Raw genomic sequence first — 18,346 nt, forward strand, 5'->3', positions numbered from 1 at the left:
CCTTGTCGTAAAGGGTCTTAAATTATTTTCAATCACTTTTTTGAATTTGTTCTAAGCCAAACTGTCCTTCTCAAATCGGGTGTGTGCTAAAACTAGCTTATCTTCTGTGTTATACATACTCATCATCTCAAGCGCAAACGTATATGTTAGTCGGGCGACCCCACACCTGGCTAACAACTCTGAAAACACCGGCAACTCGAAGTGAGCCACGCTATACCTTTCTCGCACGCAATCTAACATATCAAGATTCGTTAGACGACTAACGAGCTGTGGATCAGTGACCTGGGCGTTTTCGGTATGCGTGGCAAATTCCGCGACTGCCGTTCCCTGCTTCACATTGTAATGAAGTCTTAATGCCCCTAAATTCCAATAAAATTCAAACAGTTCATCTGTCCGTTCGAACTTCCGATAAAAATTTTTCATCCCCCGCACTCCTCCAAAAATCACTTGCCATTAATCACCTGATTAGCAGAATATAATATCACTAAAATCATAATATCTTCAAGAATAACGTTTTAACAATAAACAGAATTTTGTTTAAATATTAATTCATTATCTTTTTTATATAATTATAGAATCCCCATAAAGACTTATAAACTGCTAACAAATCCTCTACCCCACATCTTATACCACTGGTCCCCAATGTGTAAATATTAACTTTAAAAATCAAAGACGGCTGGCCGATTATAACTGTTTTGCATGTTCATTCTGATCTAATCAAAATTTTTTAAGGCCGAGCCACAAGTCTACTTTGACCAATATTGCCGCGGATGGACTAGTATCAAAGGCCTAGTTATCAACTATTGTTCAATGATTCAACCGAATCTAATCATGTGACCACTCATATTCCGGTCGTATGATGTAAATAACCTCAGTTCCGACAAGCTTGTCGGAACTGAGGTTATTTATAAGATGCTTTGGCGTCTGCCAAGGTTTATGACACCCTTAATCTTTGTCAATCGTCCTTACTTGGTATCAAATGCCCATTGTGCTGTGTAAAATTTAGAGTTCAACCGATAAGATATCGGTTTTAACTTCTGTGCCATAAATGGTCGAACATCGCGGTCTAGGGCCAGCCACCCGCGCCATCCCATATGAATGGTATCCTGCATAAAATACGGGACAGCCCCTTTTCGGGAGAAATCGGCGACGTGGTTGAACCCCTGACTCGTCAATTGGTGCTTAATCTTAGCCGCCGCTTGTCGGTACCGTGGGACGGATAGCCCCGTGTAGTCGGCCCACTTTTGGTTCACTGGTGGGATCACAAACAACACGTTGGTGTGTAGGCTGGCGAACTCATTAAGAATCAATTGAAAGTCCTTGTATTCAGGTGAGAAGCGGTAGTCAATGTGGGTCTGACTCCCCTTCAATAACTTCATGTGACGGCCCGCAAGCCGTTTCGCATAAAAGTTGTCAGCTAATCCGAACCGGTTATTGGTAGTGTGGGCTTTTCCGTACTTACCCGCCAACTGATCGAGGGCCTTAAAATTGTAAATAGCGGGTAACCCTCGGGCGACCGAATGCATGTGTCGAACTCGATTGGAAACGCCAATTTGATCAAACAGTTGGTCTTCATTGCCAAGGATTTGCTGTCTAACACCTAATTCAAACCGTTGTGAAGTCGTAAGCCCCCGTCCTTTAGCTAATCGTGCCACACTATCACCAATCGTACTGTGGGATTTAACAACTTTCATGGCTAGCAACCGCGAGGCTGCAATCATCGTTGAGCGCGACGGTTTAGCGGCCAATAACCAATTAATGGTCAACAACGGTGAATAATACTGTCGAAACGCATCACGCCGTTGCCCTTCAGCGGTAAACCATTGGGGCGAAATAATGAAAACCGCCCGCTTGTTTTTCAGTTGGTTTTTAACGGATTGAATCTGGAAGTACTGCACCAGGGATTGGGAACCCGCTCGGCCAATTAGAAACGGGCGGTACGACCGGTGATACTTCGCAGCCAAGACGCTCGGATGAAACGCGTCCATCCGGGATAACTCTGACGACCCGAAAAACGGGACGTAATTCTTTGCCATGGCCGCCTGCTTGACGCGTTGCCCTTTCAAGATAGAATCGGCCTGCGACAAACTATCGACCTCAAGCTGGTGTTTGCTAAGCGGCATCGGCCGCCAGGCAACCCCTAAAACGACCACGGCCGCCACAATCGCTAAGGCTAACGCCGATACGGTCGTCGCAAAGTGCGGTCGTTTCATTGGAGAGCCGCCACCTGAGTCATAATTTTGGCTGGGGTGTCCCACTCACTCCGTTCAAATTCAGAAATTGGAATGTTCACGTTTAGCTTTTCTTCCAACTCCATCACGAGTTGCACCGTGGCCATGGAATCCATCAGACCAGAGTTGAAGAGTTCTTGATCGGGCTTATCATTCAATTGTTCACCCGTTAAATCGGCTAAAATTGCGTAGACTTCTTGTTCATTTTTCATCTAAATCCACTCCTTAAATTAACTTATCCAAAATTCCTGAGAAAATCAGGAAACTAAAGCAAATCGTATTAAACGTCAGGAAGATGGCCACGCCCTCAGTCAGCCAAGAATGCTTAATCATACCGGCATGGCGACCCTTAAACCGTAACCAGTAGTCGTTAATGATGATGGCACTGGCGTGAAACAGTCCGTAGGCGATGTAATACCACGTCAGACCGTGCCAGAAGCCCATCACCAAGAAGTTCACGAGGTAAGCGGCCTGTGACACCCGGATCCGGTTTTTAAACCACCGTTTCTTCATCATCAGCAGGCTGACCCGCATGAAAATGAAGTCCCGGAACCAGAAAGACAACGTCATGTGCCAACGGTTCCAGAAATCCTTGATGTTATGGGACCGGAACGGTGCGTTAAAGTTGGCTGGTGTGTGAACGCCCATCAGGTTACTGATGGCGATCGCAAACAAACTATACCCGGCAAAGTCAAAGAACAGGTACATACTCCAAACGTACATGTAAGCCACCAGCATCAAAATCAGGTAGCCAGTGTCGCCAATGTGGTGCGCTCGCATCAATTGTTCAGTGACCTGTGGTAATAACCACGTGCCAAAAATGAAGCCCAGAATAAACTTATAAACCAGACCCTGGAACAGCTTATTGATGGCTTGGCCAACTAATTCAGTATAAGCGGCGCGATCTGGGATGGCATCGTAGTCCGCTTCAAAGCGACGGAACCGGTCAATCGGCCCCGACGAAATGGTCGGGAAGAACAGCAAAAACCGAATCACGCTAACCCCGTTGACCTCTTTTAGCGTCCCGTCCCGAAATTCGATCAGAATCTGAACGGTCTTAAAGGTAATATAACTGATCCCCAAGAAGCCTAGTAAGCTGAGTCGACTCAGACTTGGCATCGTTCCTAGCTTCACGAGGATTAACGGAATCAAACTGACCAGAATTGCCACCGCAAACACCCAGGTGGCATTCTTCTGTCGTCGGTACACATGATAAGCGCCCATCACGGCACATTCAAAAAACACGTACGCCGTCAGCGCCATTAACTGGTGCGCGCCGTCGCCCCCAAAGGTGAGGAGAAGCAACGCTCCGGTCCAAATTGTTTCGTATAACTTTAACCGGCGACCATAATACAGTGCGATGATAATGGGCAACATCGACACAATTAAGCCGATAAAGTAGACCGGCGCACCATAAGGCGCCAGATTTGCGCCCATCATGCTTCGTTAACCTCTTGTGCGATTTGTTTAACTGCAACCTTCCCATTTCCGTTTACTGGCAGTTCATCTCTAAATAAAATGCGGGCTGGTACCATGTATGGCATTAGCGTCGTTGACAAGTCGTGGCGGATTCGCATGGCCACGTCACTGTCCGCCTTTAAAGAAGCGTTCAACACGACAACCGCCACTAATCGCTTAACCCGGTGGTCTTTGCCGTATTCGGGCACGACCACGCCTTTGTCAACCGCTGGTAATTGGCGTAAATGAAAGGCCACTTCTTCCAGCTCGATTCGGTAGCCGTTCAGCTTGATCTGGTGGTCCAAGCGACCTTCATAGTATAAGAGGTCGTGGTCAAAATGGCCAAGGTCACCAGTGGCATACGTCATCGTGTTATCCGCGTTCTTCAAGAACACCTTAGCGGTTTGTTCTGGCGCGTTCAAGTAACCAGCTGCCACGCTAGGGCCCGTGATCATTAGCTCACCACTGGATAGGATCTCATCACCCTGCTCGTCAGTCATCACTTGAGGCCGAACAACAACCGTTGTATCGGGCTTTACGCGACCGATTGGTAACCGCCGATCGTTGGCAATCATCTCATCGGTAATCTCAACGCTCGTGATAGCCACTGTCGCTTCCGTTGGCCCGTAAGTGTTAATCACCTTCGCCTCTGGGAACCGCTTCTTTAGTGCGGCCGCCGTTGCCACCGTCAACTCTTCGCCACAGAAAATAAACGAGCGCAGGGTTGGGTACTTGCTGGCGTTGAAGTTCGGGTCGACCATGCACAGTTCAGCAAACGTCGGCGTCGAGACCCAGTCGTTAACCTCTAACTGTGACAGCATTGCAAAGAGGTCCTTAAAACTCTTGGTGTTCGCCTGTGGCAGCACCTTCAACGTCCCACCACTCACTAACGTGGGATAGGTGGCCATGACGGATAAGTCAAACGAAAACGGCGGCTGAAGCAGTGAATTGGCAGGGCCCAAGAGATCTGAGTCCACCACCCAGTTCACAAAGCTTAACAGGTTAGCGTGAGAAATCGGCACCCCTTTTGGCCGGCCGGTACTCCCCGAGGTAAAGATCACGTAAAAGGCACGGTCTAAGTCGTAGTCAGGCGTGAAGTTAAGTTCAGTCACGTCACTTAAAATTGGCATTAACCGGTGGTAAGCAATGCGCTTCGCCGGTGTCTCAAACGGCAAGTCGGCGACTTCGATAATCAAGGCCGGCTGAGCCGTTTCAATAATTAATCTTGTCCGGTCGGTCGAACTTTCAGTATCAACTGGAATGTACGGATGGCCCGTCTTAGCAAGGGCTAAAAACGAGACCAGCATCTGAAACGACTGACCACCATAAACCAAGACTGGCGCACCAGCTGTCAAGTTGGCGGCATCTAAGGCATTAGCCAGCTTGTTGGATTGGTCCTCCACATCTCGATACGTGTACTGAGCGCCGCGATAATCGTAGGCGATCCGCTCTGGATGAGCTTGCGCCTGCTTGGTAATGGCTTCAACAATATTACTTAACATGTTTCGGTTCACCTTCTAGAATTCGTTATAAATAAATGTTCCGGTTGGAATGCCACCATAGTCGTACAAGTAGAATAGCGCCATGATGATGCAAAAATAAATGGCCGCCAAGACAATGACTTTCCCAGCGGACTTCATGCTGCGTTTCAATTCACCACTCCTCACAATCAAAAAACCGCCTTGCGGCTGGAACTACAACAAGTGTAGGGGCAATCGCAAGACGGTGCTATTCAAAACAAATAAAATAATTCTGAAAAAATTTAAGAATCCGTCGGGAAGTGCATCAAAAACCGACTCCCCGTTGGCTGATTATCAAGAATCTGAATGTCGCCGCGGTTTAACGCGACCAGCTGCTTTACGATGGCTAACCCTAGTCCCGTCCCTTTGACGGTTGAGTTGGCCCCGGTCTGACTACCCCGGTAAAACCGCTCAAAAACGCGGGCCTTGTCCCCATTACTAATGCCGGGACCGACGTCACTGACACTAATTTCCTTATTCGTCACGCGAACCGTAATAATCCCGGTTGGAGGTGAATACTTACCGGCGTTGTTCAAAAGGGCGAGAAAAATCTGCTCCACCGTCGCCGAATTCACCCGGCGTCGGACACTATCATCCGCCACCAGCATGATGTCTTGGGCAATCTGGCGTTGGTAATCACCGACCACCTTAGCCACCAACGGGACAAGGTCGGTCGGCTGCCGGTCAATTGTCAGCTGACTTGCGTGCGAGAGGTTCAGCAGGCTCTCAATCATCCGTTGCATCCGCAACGATTCCCGGTCGATGACCGCGAGTGCATCCGGCACCATCTTCGGATCACGCTTACCGTGGCGCTGAATCAGTTCCACGTGACCCCGGATGCCGGCAATCGGCGTTTTTAATTCATGGGAAACGTTCGACACAAACTGCCGGTCATTTTCCGCTTGCTGATTGATAGAATGCAATAGTTGGTTAAATTCGATACTCAACTCCCGAACTTCCGTTGGTTTTGTCGGGACCGGCAAACTATCGACGGCTTGCGACCAATTATTATCGTTCAGTACTTTCGTATACTGAGTTAGGTTCACCAGGGGACGGTTCAACCGCTTAGCGAGCCCATAAATGAAGCCCGTTCCCAGTAAGAAGAACAGCAGCATCAATCCTGAGATAATTCGCAGCAGGGTTAATAACAAATTCACCGCGTTCGTTAGACTCATCCATAATTGATACTTCGCTGAGACCGTCTGCTTTCCGTCTTGAACCTTTTGCGTGGTGGTCATGTAGTAGTAAAAACCAGCATCTTGACTGAAGTAGAGGTCGCCAAAGATTTTTTTGGCATCATCCGTTTTTTTTACAAAGTCCTTCGTATGCCTGGTGCTGACGGTGTCTTCTTTAGGGGTCTCGGTTGTGACTCGAATAAAGGTCGAACGACTATTAACCGGACTCCCAACCCGCCACCAATACCAATCATCACGGTTAAGAACGTAGGTGTCGCGTAACCCTTTCAAGACATTATGCGCTTGCTGGTGGGTGTTGTGTAGGGCATTGATACCAACCAACGTCGTCACCGACAAACACATCGCGACCATTAGCCCCAGCAGTAACAGGCCATACACCTTTGTAATCTGGGCACTACTTGTTTGTAGCCGACTTGTTAAGCTTGCTCTCATCGATACGGTACCCCACTCCCCGGATAGTTTCAATAAAGTCGGCGGAATCATCGCCCACGGCGTCCTTGAACTTGTTTCTGACAAACCGAATATAAACGTCCACGATGTTGATCTGACCGTCAAAATCCACGCCCCAAACGTGGTCTAATAGCTCATCACGCGTCATCGCCTCACCGTTAGCCGCCACAAGGGTCAACAAGAGTTCGAATTCGCGTTGAGTGAGCTGAACCTTGGTGCTCCCGTACATCACTTGCCGGGTGCGCGTGTCGATCTGCAGGTCCCCGACCGCATAGCTATCATGAACCGTTGGCATACTCTTCCGCCGTAAAATCACCCGGATTCGAGCCAGTAATTCTTCAATATCAAAGGGCTTGGTGATGTAATCATCTGCCCCGGCATCCAGACCGGACACCTTGTCGCCAACGTAATCTCTAGCCGTCATCATAATAATGGGCACCGCCGCCTGGCGACGGACCCGGCGCATGACCTCGAGACCGTCAAGTTTGGGTAGCATCCAGTCTAAAATAATCAGCGAAATATCGGTTACATGAGCCTCATAGGTGGTCACAGCTGCTTCCCCATCTTGGGCAACCAAAACCTGATAGCCTTCGTATTGCAGTTCTTTTTCTAAATAAGTAATGACACTATCTTCGTCATCGACGAGTAAAATTGTATCGTTCATTTTCCAACCTACTCCATTTCTCAGTCCAATTGTCACTCATCTATATTATAGAGGATTTGCCGCTAATTCCTAACACACATCGTTGAACGTTGTACTATATTAAAGAATCTGCCACCGTTTATCTTAAAATTAGCCGGGATTCGGTCAACCCTTAATTCTTTCTTAAGGGTTCTAAGTCTTTATCAAGGCCCTTGACCCCAGGAACCGTTTACCAGGTCACACTTCTATAATGGGCTTAAAGGATGGATTTTCTATGACATTAAAAAAATGGTTTCAAGTTGGGGTGGTCACACTGGGAAGTATCGGCGTCTTAATGAGTGCGCCAAAACACCCCCAAGCTGCGACTTACAACCCCGTTCTCAAGGTTAATAACCACCACTATGACGTCCAGCTCAGCCACCAACCAGGTAAAACCGGCTACGCCCTCTTCTGGTATGGACCGTACAATACGTCGCGGTCAACTAAGACGCGTGATGATAACGGGAGTCGTTACCAGAATCAGTTTGCCCGCGTATTGCAGCGCAAAACCACTAAAACTGGGACATATGCTAAGTTACGCATCAACGCCAAAACAATTGGCTGGATGAACGTTCATGGTTTAAAATCAGTTTCCTTCAGCGACGTCGCCCAAGGCACGTTTGCTCAATCCGGTGTGACCGGCAGCGCCGCGTTGATCTCGGCTGGTGAAACCACGCCAACCGTCGTCAGTAACGGGCTAGCCCTGCAAGCTGACCAAGTTGCCAACACGTCGGATGGGTCAATCAGCTACCCCACCGCGTCGCTACAGAAACTATTCACCGGGGCGATGGTTGAGCAGCTCTTCACTGAAAAAAAGCTGGCGCCAACCACGCGGGTCAGTTCATTTTACCCCGAACTTAAAAATGCTCGCAACATCACCATCGCTCAGTTACTGACAATGACGGCCGGGATAACCGGGCCAGAATGGACGCCAAATAAGCCCGTCTCAGAGACGGCGGCCGTCGCTCACGCGATTCAAACGGCGACAATGACCAACAATCACAACTTTCAGTATTCTGATGTTGGTTACGTGATTTTGGCTGGTATCATCGCCAAGGTCACCCACCAATCGTATGCCCGCAACTTTCAGGACCGAATCTTAACGCCGGCTGGCATGACCCACTCGGAGCTTGTGAATCAGTCGACCCGCGTCCTTGATCAGCCAATGGCCCAGTCGTTTAACCTAGATGGCAGCGCCGTCGCGCCCCTATCATTTGCCCGGCTAACCGCCCTGCCCGGCGCCGGTAATCTCGTGTCGAATCCGGTCGACTACATGGCGGGCGTCTTGGCCCTGCAAAACGGTCAGGTGCTGACCCAAAAGCAATACCGCCACCTTACGTCACTTGGAACCCACTACGCCAGTATCTACGTCTGGCGGCCCGGTGTTCGATTTATCAACGGGGCCTTTTCCGGCCAACAGTACCGCACCGGCTACTATGCGACGCCGGGGAACTACCACGCTGCTGTTGTTTTCGCAAACGGCACAACGCCCAATGGCACGGCCCTCAAGGCCATTACCGAGCAATTGTACCAAGTCGCCAAGTACTATTAACAAGATAAAAACCCCTCCAAACCAGCCGGCTTGGAGGGGTTTTAGTAGCTATTGAGCTGTCTTAGACTGGCCTGAAGCGCCAACGGAAGCCCCACCATACAAGTTATAAGTCGGGTTGTAACCGTCCGAGAAATCAAACCCAGCCGCAACGTTTTGCTTGTTTTGGCGGGTATTAAAGTTATTAAGTGTTACTTTTTTTAGGCCTAATTGGCCGCGCAACAGTGCTGAAACCCGGTTAAGTTCCTTCGTCGAAGTCACTTGGAACGCCTCATCGCCGATGTAGGCTCCGGTCCCCTGCAGCGAACTCTTCTTCAAGTTCTGAATTGCTTCATTATCGTGGGCCGCTAAGCCCACCAAATCATCAAAGGTCAGGTTGGTCCGTAAGTTGTCAGCCACCAAGCTCATCAGTTTCTCGTATTCCGATGGTGACTTGGAAGCTAACACTTTCTTAGCAATGGCCGTGATCACTTGCTGTTGGCGCTTTTGCCGACCGTAATCTCCCTGGGGATCTTCATACCGCATCCGCGCAAATCCCAAGGCGCGCTTTCCGTTTAAGTGGGCCTTACCCTTGGTAAAGGACATGTGAGTGTGGGAATCCGACCACGAGAACGGTACGGTCACATCAATCCCGCCAATTGCATCCACGATTTTTTCTAGGCCACCCATGTTCATGATGGCATAGTAGTTAATCGGGACGTTAATCAGGTTTTCGACCGTTTTGATCGCTCCGCCAGCACCGTCAACGGTGTAGGCCGCGTTGATTTTCTCAACCCCCGCGTTGGAATTTTGCCCCGAGCGCAAGTTCACCATCGTGTCCCGTGGAATGCTGACCATCGTGGTCTTATTCGACTTCGGATTAATGGTGACGACGATCATGGTATCCGTGCGGCCTTTGTCCTTTCGGCCCAAGGCCCCGGTATCGGTGCCCATCAGCAACACGCTAATGGGTTGACCGGCCTTAACGGTTGTCTGGGTCGTTGACCCCACTCCCGAGTAAGATTTTGAGAAGTTGTGTTTTAACTTACCATACGTCTGTGCCGCAAAAACACCACCGCCAATCAGGATTAAAACGATGACGGCCATGATAATCAAGCGAATCCGCGATCCGCGCTTACCATGCTTTTCGGGTTTTTTATGACGATCTGTGCGAGTTGGCAACTCGTCTTTCATCTATCTTTCCTCCAAGCAACTTTACTAAACTTATACCATTCTATCCCAACTACCCCCGTTAAACCTAACTTTTGCTCAAATTTCTATTTTTTCGCAAGAGTCTTTAGAGAACATTTAAATTTTTCTATGCTTAATTGACGATTTCGTCGCTGTCGTTGTTAGTTTTTCGCTTCTCATCAAGCAAAATCAATCAGACACCATGCCAATATAAAAGTCAGTGAAGCACCATAATCGAAAAAGCCGTTCATGATATAAAATGAACGACCTTTGACTACTTATCTTCTTTATTGGCTATTCTAGTGCCGTACACGAACACACCATCATTAACTTCGTGTGATTTACCGCTTTGCTTGTTTGAATTTTGAGTCATAATCCACCATTGCACCGTCTAATTCTTTGCCAACTGTAACCCAGTCTTGACGCATTGCATCCGCATCGGTTTTGATAAACGTTTGCTGCCTTTTCCGTTGTGTCGAACCAATGTCTAAAATTCTGGCTGCGCCCTTCATAAAAGAGCTCAGAACAAATGGACTATTAGCTGCCATGTTATCGCCCTTCCTGTGCTACCATTTTAACTTACTAAGGCCATTGTTTCAACGGGAACAGATTGAAGAAACTGCTACCAAAAAGCTAATCCATCTCTTATCCAATCCAGACTAATTCGTCGTCACAGTCATTGCCGCCGTTAATACCGTGCCCAATCGGTGCATCCCGTCTTGAATCTGCTCCGGTGTCAGGCCGGTGAAGTTCAGGCGCATCCCATTTGAGTGGTTTTTGTAGGCGTAGAAATTCTTCGACGGCACATAGGCAATGTGGGCCTGAGGGGTGCAAATATCATACAGCAGTGCCGTTGTATCAATGGTTTCGGGTAACGTAAGCCAAGTAAAGAACCCACCTTCTGGCGCTGTGGCCGTCACCCCGTCCGGCAACTCGTCCTTGATTGCTTGGACCATTGCCTGTTGGCGCACCGCGTACTCGCTGGTCAGCCCCGCAATGTGGACGTCGAGGTCGTTTTTGGCCATGAATTGATTGATGGCACTTGCCGTGATATTAGGGACTTCTAAGTCGTTGGCTTCCTTGAGCTTGTACAACTGAGTCAAGATTGACTGGTCAGCAACCAACCAACCCGTGCGCAGCGTCGGCATCAGAATTTTTGAAAAGCTCGACAGGAAAATGACGCGGCCTTCGGTATCAAACGACTTGATGGTCGGCAAGGACTCACCAACATACCGCAAATCCCGGTACGGCGTGTCTTCTAGAATCATCACGTTGTACTGGTTGGCCAGTTCCACCAACCGCCGCCGCTTGGCCAGCGACATGGTCACACCACCAGGGTTGTGGAAGTCGGCCACCGTGTAAATTAACTTGATTTCTGGATGCTGCTTCAACAGGTCTTCAAGCTGGTCAACCGCCATCCCGTCGGCTTCAAGCGGGACCTCATAGTAGGTCGGCTCGTACATGTCAAAAGCACTCAGTGCACCCACGTAGGTCGGGGCTTCCACCACGATGGCATCCCCGCGGTTTAACATCAGCTTCGCCACTAGGTCAATTCCCTGCTGACCGCCGGCCGTCAACATCACGTTATCCGCATCGATGTCTTGAATCTGGTGACGCTTCATTGCCCGGTCCGCTAGTCGCTCCCGCAACTCAACCGGGCCTTGAACCGTGTGGTACTGGAATGTATGGGCCCCTTCAGCGGCGATGGCATCCAAGTACGCTTGTTGCATCGCCGCCTTTGGGAATAAGTTTTCCGCTGGCGAACCCGCCGTAAAGGTAATCGCGTCGTCGTATGGCATCTGCGGGAATAATCCCTGCAAGCGAGACGCTACTTCTGATTGTACCCGATTAGCAAATAACTTTTGATCCATCATCCCAACACCTCTTCTTAAGTCTTTTCAGCTATGATATACTGTCTTTTAAAATTAGTAAATCGCAACTTATTCAAGCTTAAATGAATTTATTTCAACAAAGGAGTCAGCACGCATGTTACCATTCGCCTATCAAGTCTTCTCAACCGTCGTGGCCGAAGGCACTTTTTATAAGGCCGCCTTATCGTTAAACGTGACCCCCTCCGCCATCAGCCATTCCGTTAACCAACTCGAGTCCGCCCTTGGCTTCCCAGTTTTCCAACGATCACGCTCAGGGGCCACCCTGACCCCGAACGGCCAGCAGATTTTGCCAATTATTCAAGACATTTTAAATTCCGAATCCCGACTGGAACAAGAAGCTGCCAATATTCAGGGCCTGACTACTGGTGCTATCCGAATCGGGGCCTTCTCATCCGTCTGTATTAACTGGCTCCCCCCCATTATCCGCACGTTTCACAAGTCCTACCCCGACGTCAATATCTCGGTCGCTCAGGGCGGGTTCAACCGCATCGTTCAAGAAGTAAAAAACGGCACCCTCGACATCGGCTTTGTCGCTTTACCCATTAGCGAAAACCTGATCGTTAACGACCTCGTCAAGGATGAAATATACTGTATTGCCCCGCGCGAATTCACCCCGGCTAATGGTCAGACCGTGACGCAAGCGGATATGGCTGACAAGAGCTTCATCCTGCAGCCTGGTGACTATGACCGCGATACCAAGGCGGCTTTGGACCACTACAACATCGCCCCGAACGCCATTCAGTTCTCGATCGATGATCAATCCATCATCGCCATGGTCGAAGCCGGGTTAGGCTTTGGCATCCTGCCGAAGCTGGCTCTTGAAAAAATGACCGGTGACGTGGCCATTTACCCCTTTGACGCCCCCTTTTACCGGTCCCTCGGCCTCGTAACGTCCAGCGTTCAGGCCAAGGCGCCGTCCACCCGCCACATGATTTCGGAGATTCAAGCCTTCGTAACCCAGCAGTATCCGTCCGCCGTTTTAAGGCTGGATTAGATACAAAAAGTCCCAGCTCACGGTAGATTACCAGTGGCTGGGACTTTTTTATTTCAGGAAGTCGTCTTATCAATTCGGAGTATCGTTAGGCGCCATTTCAGCACAGGTCCGTGTCACGTGGAACCGGGGGAGGCTCTTTCACGCCACGTTCGGGCCAGTGAGGGTCCAAATGGTACCAACTATTGACTTGAGAAACTTGTTTGTCAATTGATGACACCTTAATTATAGCTCACTACCCACGAATCAGAATGTGGTTTAAGCCGATTTTTAAAAGTCGGTACACAACGGTCAAAGTGTTTGATTCAATAGGCTAATGGTGCGATTGGTGACGGCCGCGTTCTTGTTGATGGTCACGGTGGTGGGTCTGATTTTGCTGTGCGATTTCTGGATTTGCCTTCACCAGTTCTCCCAGCTCAGCGGCCAACTCTTGTCGCCAGTTCGGATTTTCATGTCGCTGCTGCGCGTACTTTTGACTAATCTCACGTTGCTTTTTCCGAAATTCACGTAAGTCGTGGCTAGACAAGGCCAAGACGTCTTGCTGCGCTTCGTTTGACAAACTAGTCACTTGTTCAAAATCCGCGTAATCTTGGCGGTTAAAGACAAACGAAATCACCGGAAGGGCTAAGTACCAATAGACGGCCCATTCTGGTTGAAAATAGGCCAAGACCAGCACAGCAACACCTGCCGCCCCTTGATAGTTATTATGCGACCCATACACCAGTCGAAAAACTTTACGCATCTGAGCTTTGTCTTTATATTTTTGGCGTAATACCAGGTTCGTCACGATCATCAACAACAAGCTGACGATCATGGTCAGGATACCATAAGCCATCACGGTGTGCCGGTTGGTGTCGGAGGTCATCAATTTTGTAAAAATTGGCACTAAGCATAAAAACGCCATGAAAATGAATTCCCAGATGAAGATTCGCTCCGTAATCGTCTCGGCGGCGTTATACAACATCGAATGCTGGTACCAGACATTGGCAACGAACACAAAGCTAATAAAGAAAATGCCAATCCCTTTCCCAAATTGCAAGTATTCCGTCCAGGAGTCATGCTCTGGTAACGGTAACTCGAGGACCATAATTGTGATCACAATGGCAATGACAGCGTCTGAAAACGCATCAAGTCGCTCTTTCAGTTTATTCATCGTTAACGCTCCTATTATTTCTGATTCACATGCTACTCTTTTTGACAAAAAAAGAAGCCCAATTTAAGGCTTCTAATGAAGGGGTTACTTTTGACCCAGAACCAGAGCATATCCGGACGCTAACCGGGCGTGGGATTGACCAAATTTGGTGTTGTTGGTAAAATCAATGCCTAACTGTTGATTCGACAGGCTATTAAACTTGCTGGAAGTGTAACCCGCTTTGACAAGGTCCTTGTTAATCAACGATAGTTTAGTCGTATCAGACTTGGCATTGTTGGCGAGTAAGTCAGCGGCCAGATCCTTAAAGTCGTCAATGGACTTGTAGGCACTGGTGTCAACTTCAGTATCACTGCGACCAGTCAAGTATTTCGATTTTTCATAAGCACCATACTTAGCCCGGGCAATTTTACTCAATTCCAGACTCACCGGCGTGTTGGGGAACAGCTTTAGCGTGTTTTTGGCTAACTTCATATACGGCGAATGCTTCAAGTAGTTGGTATATTCAGCATCAGTTGAAAATGCGTCCAACATGACATCACCAGAATACGGGTTCACGCCTTTTTTGACGTAGTTCCGGCTAACCATTCCCGAAACGGCCTTGCCAGAGTCAATGCTTGAAATATAGTAGTAAATTCCCGTCCTTCGGCCGGTTGCCGTCTTATATTGAACAGCGGCACGGACATTGAAAGTCCGGTTCGGGTAGTCCTTTAAGTTAAAGTGCGACTTCACTTTTGTATGATTCATGTTCCATAACCAAGCTGATTGATGGCGGGTCTTCGGCTGAACGACGTGGCCCTTGTTACCGACGTACCAGTGTTGTTTGACAATCGTATACTTGCTAGCTGCATCGGCAGGTTGCGTTGCGGCAACCAGTCCTGTTCCAACGACTGCAACAGTTAGTAAAACTGCTTTCATCCATTGTTTCATTTTGACGCCTCCTCTAATCTCTTTAGCCATTATATCGGTTTGCGTCTATCGAATAAACAATTTTAGTGAATTGTCATATTAAGTTTCAGCTTAGTGGCGCTCGTTGACCTAGCGCCAGCAATTTGCTAAGCTCTTCGTGAAAGGTAGCCAAGTGACCAAAATGAACAACTTCGATTGGCGTTATGCTATTTTTAGAAATATTGAACTCAGCATTGTGCTCGTGAGCATGAGCGTTCTATTTTTTTACTGGGACTTTGACCAGTTGACCCTTACCATTCTGCTGATTGAGTTCGCACTCTGGGGCGCTAGTACGCTCTGGTTAAAGCGACCGTTCATGAAAAATCACCCTAGCTACGACCCTAGTAATCGTTCCGTGATTCATCCTCGAATTGCCATTACAGTAACGGTACTAGCCAGTCTGGTCATCATCGGCTATGTTTTCTTCTTCCATTTCGATGACAACTACGACATTCCCGTTTGGGTGATTATTATCAACAGCTTCGTTCACGACGGACTCACGGTTTGTTCAAAATCGGCTTACCGAACACCCCGCGTTTAAAAAATGGTCACTGAAATCAAATTTCAGTGACCATTTTTAGTAAAGAAACGTTACCCACAACGGGATTTAGGGGTATGGGGGTGGGACGAGTAGGGGGTATTTCGGCCCGTTGCGGGTTGTTGTCGATTAACTGATGTGATTGTGACCTGGCAAAGCCGTCACCCTCAGTAAGTGAATTCATGGCCTACTTGACGCGACGGTAGTCTGCATCAAAATATTGACCATTCCGAATATCATTCGGCATTCCTTCATACGGTGCTTCGCTGATCACGTCGTCGTTGTTTTGACCCGCTTCACCCACATAAGTAATCTTGGCGAATTCTGGAACCACCAGCTTCGGGTAGGTGTCGTACTTTTCACGGGATTCTTCCATTAACTCAATGTGCTCATTTTGGAAGGTCACCGTGATTTCTGGATGGTCTTGCACCCACTTTGGGAAGAAAATCGTCCCGTTCAGCTTCTTTTCGTTCGGGACAAAGTCCAAGGCAACGTCCGTTCCCGTTGGTTCCGTCCAAGCAACCTTGTAGATGCCTTCCGTCAACATCACAATGTTGGCTTTCTGGTCCTTCACCCACCGACCGGCAACCATGCCGCCGTGAATGCGGTAGTCAACCGTGTGGTCATTTTTAGCGTACCATTCGTATTCCCAACCGTTATCGTAAGTGTAGATAAAATGGGTGCCTAAGAAGTCATCTAAGGTCTTAAACGTTTTTTCAGTCATTTGAGTTCCTCCTAATATTATGTAATTAATTACATGTTTTAAACAACACAGCTATGGTAAACTCATCTTAACGACAAATCAAGGGGGAATTTAGACTGTGGCACAAAAAAATCGGTTAAAATACATTATTCTTGGACTCCTTATCGACCGCCCTCAAACAGGTTACGACTTAACCAAGTCGTTTGACTCTGACATTGGCGAATTTTGGTCGGCCAATCACAGCCAAATTTACCCGTTATTAAACCGAATGGAAACTGCTGGCCTCCTTCAACACGATCAGGTGCAGGTGGGCGAAAAACTCGTTAAAAAGCGCTACAGCGTCACCGATACCGGTCAACAGGAATTTTTCCGCTGGCTACAAGAACCCTCCCCCCTTGATAACGCCCACGATGAATTTCTATTAAAACTCTACTTCGTTAAGGACCAGCACGCTGACTTATTGCGCGTCATGGTCACCGAACAGTTGGCCCTTCATCAAGCTAAACTCGACAACCTGAACGCCCAACTGGCTGACAAGTTCCCTACCACTCAGCAACAGACGCAAAGCTACGGTCACTATCAGCTCCTCCGCCATGCCATCTTGCGTGAACGGGATTACGTTGCCTGGCTAGGCGAAATTTAAAAGCGCGCCCTGAGCCGATTAATCAGCCTAAGGACGCGCTTTCTCATTACTTCATTTGGCGCCAGTTCGTGATGTGGTCCTGCCAGATGTAGTCAAATTCACCGATGACTTCTTCTGGCAATTTCGAGAAATCCCCAACGATGTTGTAGACCTTCCGCGCCCCCCTTACCGAGAAGTGAGGCGCGCCGGCTTTTGTACGCACTAAACTAACAGGAAATCGCTGCCGACCGGCACTCGGCAAGTAATGGCAAAACGCCAAACCCAGCAAATGTGGGTCAGGCGTTTTTTAGAACCTTATGCTAGTTTTTCATGATAGAGATTGCAACCCCGCTAAGAATTGCTAAAAAACAACAGCGTCAACCTACGCCAAGACTAAGCTGGACTGAGCCAACCGTTAGTTAATCACTGCAGCCTCAATCACCCCAGCGTTCAAGGAATCAAGTACAAGTCAGCGACATTCCCAGAAGTTCGTTACTTCAGTACGTGTCATCCACGTGAGACCAATTTCGTTGAAGCAAAACCGGCTGTTTGTTATGTATAAGGAATCGGAGATGGGCGCTGTTAGGGTGCAGTGACAAGGCTGTTGGCGCTTTAGCGCTTACAGCCTGGGACGCTATTGGAGACCCGTGAAACGGGGCTTCAATGCGAGGTTCGAGACCGCCCCTCAGGCTCGGACTGGTCCCCACAGCACCCTGACAGCGGCCATCGGAGATGGCAACCACCAGCTTTACTCGGTTACGTAGCCGAAACGTGCTCCCCAAGGCAGACCGCGGCCATGTAAGAGCGATTGGTAAAACCTCCACGCCTAGGAGCTTCTACCAATCGCTCTTACATTCTGCGGTCTAACCGCCTTGGCTCGCACTCTACAAAAAAAGAATCCCTCAACATCCCCTAGTAGTTGAGCGATTCTCACGACCCTGTGTTTTGTGTAAAGTTAGTTGTGACCAGTTCAAATCGCAACTGAACTTCCCCCAGTTCGTCATGACCTTGCGGTGTCCTTGTCACTCGGTTAAGCGACCTTTCTGCTTTTGTCATAAAAATAGAACTATCTCCAATTCTGACACAGGTTAGCTGCTTGATGAAAAAAGAGTGAAGTGGAAACCACTTCGCTCTCCACATGTTTGGGGACTTACTGAAATATAACATACAGGGGAAATATTCCAGTACGCAATGAAAAATTGAGCTACAGAATCGTAATTCCATAACCATGTACAATTGTAACCCG

Annotated in this window: 18 protein-coding genes; 4 read left to right on the plus strand and 14 right to left on the minus strand. The window is 48.5% G+C overall.

The genetic code is table 11. The features are described from left to right. Window positions 1–51: 51 nt before the first annotated feature. The 8 genes from FC96_RS11185 to FC96_RS11215 form a co-directional block, all read right to left on the minus strand. Window positions 52–423, minus strand: a complete 372-nt coding sequence (locus FC96_RS11185; protein ID WP_055679592.1) for a hypothetical protein — start codon at window positions 421–423, stop codon at window positions 52–54. A 542-nt stretch (window positions 424–965) separates the two neighbouring features. Then, window positions 966–2,213 (minus strand): D-alanyl-lipoteichoic acid biosynthesis protein DltD, encoded by a 1,248-nt coding sequence (gene dltD, locus FC96_RS11190; protein WP_082593612.1) that lies wholly within the window; start codon window positions 2,211–2,213, stop codon window positions 966–968. After that, on the minus strand, window positions 2,210–2,443 hold the full coding sequence (dltC, locus tag FC96_RS11195; RefSeq protein WP_055679591.1) for a D-alanine--poly(phosphoribitol) ligase subunit DltC: 234 nt from the start codon (window positions 2,441–2,443) through the stop codon (window positions 2,210–2,212). The genes dltD and dltC overlap by 4 nt, the downstream gene beginning before the upstream one ends. A gap of 13 nt (window positions 2,444–2,456) precedes the next feature. Beyond that, a complete protein-coding gene (dltB, locus tag FC96_RS11200; protein ID WP_056943062.1) occupies window positions 2,457–3,671 on the minus strand; it encodes a D-alanyl-lipoteichoic acid biosynthesis protein DltB in 1,215 nt (404 codons plus the stop codon). Next, window positions 3,668–5,191, minus strand: coding sequence for a D-alanine--poly(phosphoribitol) ligase subunit DltA (dltA, locus tag FC96_RS11205; RefSeq protein ID WP_056943063.1), 1,524 nt, complete (start codon window positions 5,189–5,191; stop codon window positions 3,668–3,670). The genes dltB and dltA overlap by 4 nt, the downstream gene beginning before the upstream one ends. A 15-nt stretch (window positions 5,192–5,206) precedes the next feature. Beyond that, entirely contained in the window at window positions 5,207–5,341 is a 135-nt protein-coding gene (locus tag FC96_RS12790) for a teichoic acid D-Ala incorporation-associated protein DltX (RefSeq protein WP_082593613.1), read from the minus strand. Window positions 5,342–5,451: 110 nt separating this feature from the next. Further along, window positions 5,452–6,837, minus strand: coding sequence for a sensor histidine kinase (locus FC96_RS11210; RefSeq protein ID WP_056943064.1), 1,386 nt, complete (start codon window positions 6,835–6,837; stop codon window positions 5,452–5,454). Beyond that, entirely contained in the window at window positions 6,800–7,519 is a 720-nt protein-coding gene (locus tag FC96_RS11215; RefSeq protein ID WP_054661219.1) for a response regulator transcription factor, read from the minus strand. Before FC96_RS11215 ends, FC96_RS11210 begins: the two co-directional genes overlap by 38 nt. Before the next feature lie 253 nt (window positions 7,520–7,772). Between FC96_RS11215 and FC96_RS11220 the strand changes: the two genes are divergently transcribed. Next, window positions 7,773–9,089 (plus strand): serine hydrolase domain-containing protein, encoded by a 1,317-nt coding sequence (locus tag FC96_RS11220; protein ID WP_056943065.1) that lies wholly within the window; start codon window positions 7,773–7,775, stop codon window positions 9,087–9,089. Window positions 9,090–9,137: 48 nt separating this feature from the next. On the opposite strand, the gene FC96_RS11225 is transcribed toward FC96_RS11220, so the two are convergent. The 3 genes from FC96_RS11225 to FC96_RS11235 all read right to left on the minus strand — a co-directional run bounded on the left by FC96_RS11225 (window position 9,138) and on the right by FC96_RS11235 (window position 12,127). Next, window positions 9,138–10,259, minus strand: coding sequence for an LCP family protein (locus FC96_RS11225; protein WP_056943066.1), 1,122 nt, complete (start codon window positions 10,257–10,259; stop codon window positions 9,138–9,140). Window positions 10,260–10,597: 338 nt separating this feature from the next. Next, a complete protein-coding gene (locus FC96_RS11230; RefSeq protein WP_054661215.1) occupies window positions 10,598–10,804 on the minus strand; it encodes a hypothetical protein in 207 nt (68 codons plus the stop codon). A 111-nt stretch (window positions 10,805–10,915) separates the two neighbouring features. Then, window positions 10,916–12,127 carry an aminotransferase-like domain-containing protein gene (locus tag FC96_RS11235; RefSeq protein ID WP_056943091.1) on the minus strand — a complete coding sequence of 404 codons (1,212 nt, stop codon included), beginning with the start codon at window positions 12,125–12,127 and terminating at the stop codon, window positions 10,916–10,918. A gap of 115 nt (window positions 12,128–12,242) precedes the next feature. On the opposite strand from FC96_RS11235, the gene FC96_RS11240 reads away from it, so the two are divergent. Then, on the plus strand, window positions 12,243–13,142 hold the full coding sequence (locus FC96_RS11240) for a LysR family transcriptional regulator (protein WP_056943067.1): 900 nt from the start codon (window positions 12,243–12,245) through the stop codon (window positions 13,140–13,142). A gap of 310 nt (window positions 13,143–13,452) precedes the next feature. On the opposite strand, the gene FC96_RS11245 is transcribed toward FC96_RS11240, so the two are convergent. Together FC96_RS11245 and FC96_RS11250 are read right to left on the minus strand one after the other, a co-directional pair. Then, the gene (locus tag FC96_RS11245; protein WP_054661214.1) at window positions 13,453–14,292 is read right to left on the minus strand and encodes a TMEM175 family protein; all 840 of its coding nucleotides are present in this window, start codon (window positions 14,290–14,292) and stop codon (window positions 13,453–13,455) included. Window positions 14,293–14,376: 84 nt separating this feature from the next. Then, complete coding sequence (locus FC96_RS11250; RefSeq protein ID WP_056943068.1) at window positions 14,377–15,219, minus strand: hypothetical protein; 843 nt, start codon at window positions 15,217–15,219, stop codon at window positions 14,377–14,379. Window positions 15,220–15,370: 151 nt separating this feature from the next. Here FC96_RS11250 and FC96_RS11255 point away from each other — a divergent pair, with 151 nt between their 5' ends. Further along, window positions 15,371–15,778, plus strand: coding sequence for a hypothetical protein (locus tag FC96_RS11255; RefSeq protein WP_056943069.1), 408 nt, complete (start codon window positions 15,371–15,373; stop codon window positions 15,776–15,778). 184 nt (window positions 15,779–15,962) lie between these two features. Here FC96_RS11255 and FC96_RS11260 read toward each other — a convergent pair whose 3' ends face one another. Then, entirely contained in the window at window positions 15,963–16,499 is a 537-nt protein-coding gene (locus tag FC96_RS11260) for a phenolic acid decarboxylase (protein ID WP_056943070.1), read from the minus strand. 97 nt (window positions 16,500–16,596) lie between these two features. Here FC96_RS11260 and FC96_RS11265 point away from each other — a divergent pair, with 97 nt between their 5' ends. Beyond that, the gene (locus FC96_RS11265; protein WP_056943071.1) at window positions 16,597–17,121 is read left to right on the plus strand and encodes a PadR family transcriptional regulator; all 525 of its coding nucleotides are present in this window, start codon (window positions 16,597–16,599) and stop codon (window positions 17,119–17,121) included. The last annotated feature ends 1,225 nt before the right edge of the window (window positions 17,122–18,346 follow it).

It is taken from the genome of Secundilactobacillus kimchicus JCM 15530 (assembly GCF_001433995.1).
Lineage (GTDB): Bacteria > Bacillota > Bacilli > Lactobacillales > Lactobacillaceae > Secundilactobacillus > Secundilactobacillus kimchicus.